General features: G+C 40.4%; 7 protein-coding genes. 2 read left to right on the top strand and 5 right to left on the bottom strand.

Translation table 11 applies throughout. From position 1 onward, the window contains the following. The coding region (locus H2245_RS10760) for a polysaccharide biosynthesis/export family protein (protein WP_182407387.1) at positions 1-588 on the bottom strand (588 nt) is incomplete at its 3' end. 919 nt (positions 589-1,507) lie between these two features. Between H2245_RS10760 and rluB the strand changes: the two genes are divergently transcribed. Then, entirely contained in the window at positions 1,508-2,425 is a 918-nt protein-coding gene (gene rluB, locus H2245_RS10755) for a 23S rRNA pseudouridine(2605) synthase RluB (protein WP_182407386.1), read from the top strand. 108 nt (positions 2,426-2,533) lie between these two features. Here rluB and H2245_RS10750 read toward each other — a convergent pair whose 3' ends face one another. Together H2245_RS10750 and H2245_RS10745 are read right to left on the bottom strand one after the other, a co-directional pair. After that, entirely contained in the window at positions 2,534-3,115 is a 582-nt protein-coding gene (locus H2245_RS10750; RefSeq protein WP_182407385.1) for a hypothetical protein, read from the bottom strand. Between the two features lie 16 nt (positions 3,116-3,131). Further along, the gene (locus H2245_RS10745; protein ID WP_182407384.1) at positions 3,132-3,707 is read right to left on the bottom strand and encodes a hypothetical protein; all 576 of its coding nucleotides are present in this window, start codon (positions 3,705-3,707) and stop codon (positions 3,132-3,134) included. A gap of 196 nt (positions 3,708-3,903) precedes the next feature. Here H2245_RS10745 and H2245_RS10740 point away from each other — a divergent pair, with 196 nt between their 5' ends. Continuing rightward, entirely contained in the window at positions 3,904-4,506 is a 603-nt protein-coding gene (locus H2245_RS10740; protein ID WP_220464426.1) for a LysE/ArgO family amino acid transporter, read from the top strand. Positions 4,507-4,608: 102 nt separating this feature from the next. Here the strand turns inward: H2245_RS10740 and H2245_RS10735 are convergent, their stop codons facing one another. Together H2245_RS10735 and nadC are read right to left on the bottom strand one after the other, a co-directional pair. Beyond that, on the bottom strand, positions 4,609-5,250 hold the full coding sequence (locus tag H2245_RS10735) for a MarC family protein (protein ID WP_182407383.1): 642 nt from the start codon (positions 5,248-5,250) through the stop codon (positions 4,609-4,611). Positions 5,251-5,413: 163 nt separating this feature from the next. Then, complete coding sequence (gene nadC, locus H2245_RS10730) at positions 5,414-6,295, bottom strand: carboxylating nicotinate-nucleotide diphosphorylase (protein ID WP_182407382.1); 882 nt, start codon at positions 6,293-6,295, stop codon at positions 5,414-5,416. Positions 6,296-6,314 lie beyond the last annotated feature (19 nt).

Genomic DNA, 6,314 nt, shown 5'->3' with positions numbered 1-6,314 from the left:
ACCGTATAAAGATACGGGGGCATCAGCAATGTTAAATTCGCCTGGCTGTTTGACTTCGCCGTCGATAAAGAACTTATTGCCTCGATAGTCGATAATTTTGACTTGAGGGTCTGAGAATTTTAGATAACGTTGAAGTTGTTTTTGTAGATTTGCGGTGAATTGGGGTACGCTGAGTCCACTGGCTTTAATGCGCCCGATAAGGGGAAACTGGACATAGCCTTGTTGATCAACTGGGAATCCTGAGGCGTAAGGGGTGCCACCATTGGCTGGAATAGGGGCAATATCAGGGTATCCGGATAGGATAATGCTTAGGATGTCCCCTTGAGAGATGCGATAGTCGGTACGCCCTGAGGTTCTCAGCAGTCGAGATAGGTCGCTATTTGGAACGGCGGCTAACTTTGGCGGTAGGGTGGCTAAGGTCAGCGGTTGAATGTTGAATTCGATGCCATTTTCAGCGACGAAGGCGCCATTAGGAGGAAGTTCACCTGATTTTAACCCTGCGCTTATGGTATGGGTCGTGGTGCAGCCAACTAATAAGCTACTAAATAACAAACATGATACACCTACCAGTTTGACAGAGTGTTGCATAGAAAACCTCATTAGCCTTAGCAATTATAAGAAAATATTAAACTATTATTAATGTTACAAAAAATAACTAAATACTCAAGAAGATACCTAAAGCAACATAAAACAAACATTATTTTACTATTTCGCATCAATGTTATTGAAATGTATTCTAACACCAATTACTCGTATTTAGTCAACTTTTATCAACAATTATTATATTTATATCAAAAATATCTTCTAATAATCCTGTATCTAAGTTAACAATAACTGTAAAACCTATCCTTAATATTTATAGAAAAGTAGTATAAAGTGCCAGAACTTATGTCTTATATTTCATAAACTTAAACTGGTGAATATATTTGATACCTAAAAGAATAAAGATTATATTCATAGAAATCTTTATTCTTTAAATAACTTAAAGTCTTATTAGTTATCTATTTAAAGATGTAATTTTCTAGCAAGTTCTTGTACTTAAAACACTGTCACATTCTGTAACAAAAAATTTATTGCAATCATTTTTTATTATTATTCAACTTTTGTAAGAAAAAATATAAATATTCATATAAAGACCAATATACACTATGACGGTAATAATATCGCTACTCAACGGTTCTTTAACCATCATGAATGGCTTAACTTAAGTATAGAATATTATAATAATATAAACTAAGGTTCAGTAAAATACCTACTCAACGGCAATTTAGCAGTCATGAGTGGCATAAATTAAATATAAAATAACTTTTATAAGGCTCATCAAGCTTTGGGTTCTTTACAATAATTATAGTTATCTATTATTTGGTTCACTTATTATTAATATTATTAGAATAGAAATTTCCTAATATTTTCCCTCTAATTAGCAAAATAGCGTAGAATACGCCATTCTATTCAGTGCAATTTATACATTGAGAAATGTATCTCTAACCGATTCAAGGATATAACTATGAAAGACGAAAAACTGCAAAAAGCACTTGCCCGCATGGGTCTTGGTTCGCGCCGCCAGATGGAAGAAGTCATCAAAGCGGGTCGCGTCACCGTTAATAACGGTCCTGCTACTATTGGTGACCGAGTGGAGCAAGGCGATGAGATTCGCGTTGATGGTCGTCAAATTAAATATACGTCTGAGAATGACAAGCGTCGTCGCGTGTTGGCGTACTATAAGCCTGAAGGCGAAGTGTGCTCGGCTAATGATCCAGAAGGTCGCCCAACTGTATTTGAGCGACTGCCAAAACTTACTCACGACCGCTGGGTAATGGTTGGACGTTTGGACATCAATTCGACAGGTCTGTTGTTATTCACTAATGATGGCGAGATGGCACACCGTTTGATGCACCCATCAAGTGAAGTGACGCGTGAATATGCGGTTCGTGTATTGGGTGAAGTAACCCCAACTATGGCACGAGCGATGACTACAGGCGTTATGTTAGAAGATGGTTTAGCTAAGTTTGATGACATCAAAGAAGGTGGTGGCGAAGGCGTTAACAAATGGCATCATGTTAAACTTAAAGAAGGTCGTAACCGCGAAGTACGCCGTTTATTTGAGTCACAAGGTCTTAAAGTCAGCCGTTTATTACGCACCAGCTATGGTGATATCGCGCTACCAAAAGAGCTGCGTACGGGTCGTTTTTTAGAATTAGATAGAAAAGACATCAATATTTTGACCGATTTAGTAAGTTTACGTCCACGTTATGGCACAGGTTTACATGGCGCTGCGAAACGTAAGCAAGAACGTATTAAAGAGAAACCTTTAAAAGCGCGCCGTAGTGAAAATACGCGTAGCAGCACAGCTAAACCTAAAAGTAGTGCAAGTCCTGCCAGTCGCGGCTCACGTAATACCCGTGATCGTAACACTCAACGTTAAGTATGTGATATAAGCTAAAAATTTAGACGTTCAATAATTATATGAAAGTAAAAAAGCGGCTCACTTAAATGGTGAGCCGCTTTTTTATAGCTAAATTTTATTTTATTACTAATTCTTATTGTTGTGCTCGTCCATATAACGATTCATCACTCGAAGCTCTTGTAAATGACGAGCCTCTATTTGCTCAAGCATATTATCTAAACGCTGTTCAATATTATCTAAGCCTTCTTGTAAAAGTTGGCGGGCTGTCAAACGATTAGTATTATCTGTATTTATAAGACGCTCTTTTGTACCCTGATTCCGTATGCAAGGTTGCAGATAATGATGACTGGCGAGCATTTGCGGCAACCTAATTTCTAGCCATTTTTGCAAGACAAAATGCGCTTCAGTTAGCGCAGGTATTGTATTTTGCGCGTTTAGCTCTTGTTGATACTCCTGATAAGTAGAAATTTTATCATCAAGACGCTGTAATTGATGCAACTGCGCATCAGAGAGCGTACTTAAATGCTCCTGATTTAATACCAACTGCTGCCATGTCATATCAGGCAAGTATAATGGTGCATTGGGACGGTGATAAATCAGCACACCGGGGCTAATACCGACAGCTCTATGTAGCGCATGCCAGCCTTTTTTACCTAAATAAAGAGTGGTTATTGCAGAAAACACACCGATACTGAGCCATACAATCATACTTTTTATCTCATATTTACAGCTTCGTTGCGACCTGGGTGTTTTCTGTGCTCGACGTATCAAAACGCTGCTGCAAATAACGATTGGTGACCAAAAGCTTTTGTCCATCTTGATGATAAGAGGCATCAAGCAGGTCATCAAACTGAGTGTCAACGGTTTCGAGCACTTCTAACAAGGCTTCTTTACCAGTGACATCGGAGTTTTTAATCTTAGTGGTATCTACCCTCTCTCCTTCTAAATCATAGAGACGGCGATAATCAGCTACGGCTTGCGGAATATGCTTATCCATAAGATTTTGAATCATGACATAAGTTTCCGTAACCGTATCTTTGTCATTGATTTGACCATCATTATTAGTATCGCCATAAAGCAAACGCAACTTTTCACCCTTTTGGTTGATATCAGCAAGGATGTTTTTTACGGTTTCTGGTAAGCTTTTTTCAGGAATATAGCCCAATTGCGGCATGGCTTTATATTCGAGCATTTTTGGTGCGGTCACTTTTTTGATACCACGATAACCTAAATAGATGCCCGCAGCTGGCAGTACGCCGTATAAAACAAACATCACGAGCATGGCGGTTATTTGGGTCATTTGGCTATCCTTATTACTGAGTCGTCTTTATTATCATTGTTAAATTGTATTTATCGCACGCTATGCGCTTATTAAACAAAGAAATCGAGGTAAGTTAAACCCTTATATTGTTATCCATTGCATCGCTTATGTTAAGCCATCACTATCGAAAAATATTTCTCTTATGCTCTACTACTTACCCATCAGATGAACTTTTATGCCTATCATTGATTATTTTTCCGGATTTTTTCTTGGGCTGTCGCTGATTCTTGCAATCGGCTCTCAAAATGCTTTTGTTTTAAAACAAGGGTTGAGGCGCGAACATGTCTTTTTAATTTGCTTATTTTGTGCTGTGAGTGATGCCTTATTAATATCGGCAGGTGTGGCCGGATTTGGCTCGGTCACTGAACGCTACCCACATATTGTTGATATCGCAAAAATCGCCGGTAGCTTATTTTTATTAGTCTATGGGCTGTTAAGCTTATATACCAGTATCAAAGTATCGCATGCGCTAAGCACGGATGGAGAAGTTGTGACCAGTTTAACAAAGGCGCTGCTGCTATGCTTTGGTTTTACGTGGCTCAATCCGCATGTATATTTGGATACTTTGGTATTGGTTGGGATGGTTTCAACGGGGGCAAGCAGTAAATTACTGTTTGGCAGTGGTGCAGTCAGCGCGTCATTTGTGTTCTTTTTTGCCTTAGGATATGGCTCACGATTATTAAAGCCCTTATTTGCTAATCCAAAAGCGTGGAATATCTTAGATGCGTTGGTCGGTATATTAATGCTGTACTTGGCGTGGCATTTATATCAGAGTTGATATAATTTGAAAGTTATATAGAGTTATATACTGTGACTGCCTCACCAAAGTTAAAAACCAAACTCGATGCGTCAGGTTTGGTTCAAAATAGGGATAAATAGCTTATAGCAAATCAGGAAATAACGTACGTAAGCCACTTACAATAATTTCAATCGCCACGGCAGCAAGAAGCATACCCATAATCCGGCTCATGATATTCAGACCCGTATCTCCCAGCACACGGCTGATACGCCCTGCTGCCATCAAGGCTAAATAACAAAATATACTAATTAACAAGCCAGCAATAAGTACCGCAGACACGCGTAACAGACCAGATATTTGCGAAGAATAGATAATCACGGTTGAGATACCGCCCGGACCAATCATCATTGGAATGGCAAGAGGTACGACAGCCGATGCCATGCTCGGGGGCTGGTCGTGAATGTTGCTAACATCGAAATCTTCTTGATCGGGTTTAACCGGATTCCCTTCGCCATTCATCATATTAATGGCAATAAGAAAGACTAAAATACCACCAGCCATTTGAAACGAACCAATCGAGATACCCAATACTTTGAGCAATGACTCGCCAGCTAAGGTAAAAAAGCTAATGGTAATAAAGATGCTTAAACAGGCAATACGCGCCACTTTGCGTCGATTGGTCATCGAGTAGCCGCGGGTCAAATCTAAGAACAACGTCAGGGCGCTAAACGGATTAATCAACACCATAAAGGCTAAGATGATTTTGATAATTTCAGTATCCATTTGACGCTCACTTATCTATCGGCAAAAAGATAAGGTCATCGTGCGTGTGCAGCGATGACCTCATTGTCGGTTAACAGGGGCATTGTATCATAGGCGGATAAGCGAATTAAATCATTAACTTCACATGATTTTGCACAGTTTTTCGATAGAAGTAACTTTAAGACTACGCACTAAAATCAAGCCCAATATCAAGCGCAGTTGTGCTATGGGTCAGATAACCCATCGCAATAAAATCCACGCCCGTTTCGGCAACTGCTCGAACGCTATCAGGCGTGATACCGCCTGATGCTTCGGTCTTCGCCCTTCCTTGACACATGATGACTGCTTGGCGCAGTAACTTGGGTGGCATATTATCTAACAACACCAAGCTGACCCCAGTATTTAATGCCAATTCTAATTGCTCCAAAGTATCAACTTCAACCTCAATCGGTATCAAGTGTCCCGCAAATTTTTGCGCTTGCAAAATAGCGGTACTGATATCACCAGCAATGGCGATATGATTGTCTTTAATTAAAATGGCATCATCTAAACCTAAACGGTGATTGCGTCCGCCACCACAGCGTACCGCATATTTTTGCACGGTGCGCAATCCCGGAATGGTCTTACGGGTACAGGTAATTTGTGCCGGATAATCTGCCACACTATCCACAATTTGCCGTGTTGCCGTCGCGATACCACTCAGATGAGTCATGAAGTTCAATGCGGTACGCTCGGCAGTCAATAGATGACGTGCATTACCACGGACAATTGCTAATACTGTGTCTGCCGCGACTGTTTCGCCATCGCTAACCGCAGCTAAAAACTCAATCTCCGCATCAACTAAGGCAAATGACAAACGTGCTAAGTCCATACCGCAAATCACACCTGCTTGACGCGCCTTAATCTGTAATTGTGCTTGCATCTCTACTGGAATTGTCGCCTGCGAGGTCACATCACCACGCCGACCTAAGTCTTCAAGTAATGCCGCTTCTACTAACGGCTTAAGTAATACCTTATCCAATGCTGGCTGTACTTTATCTGTTGGTGGTTGTATTTTATCTGTCATATTTGACCCTTTCCCGACT

The sequence above is a fragment of the Psychrobacter sp. GP33 genome (assembly GCF_014119005.1).
GTDB lineage: Bacteria > Pseudomonadota > Gammaproteobacteria > Pseudomonadales > Moraxellaceae > Psychrobacter.
Note: the sequence above shows the minus strand (reverse complement) of the source record. Positions and strands in the feature narration are given on the sequence as shown.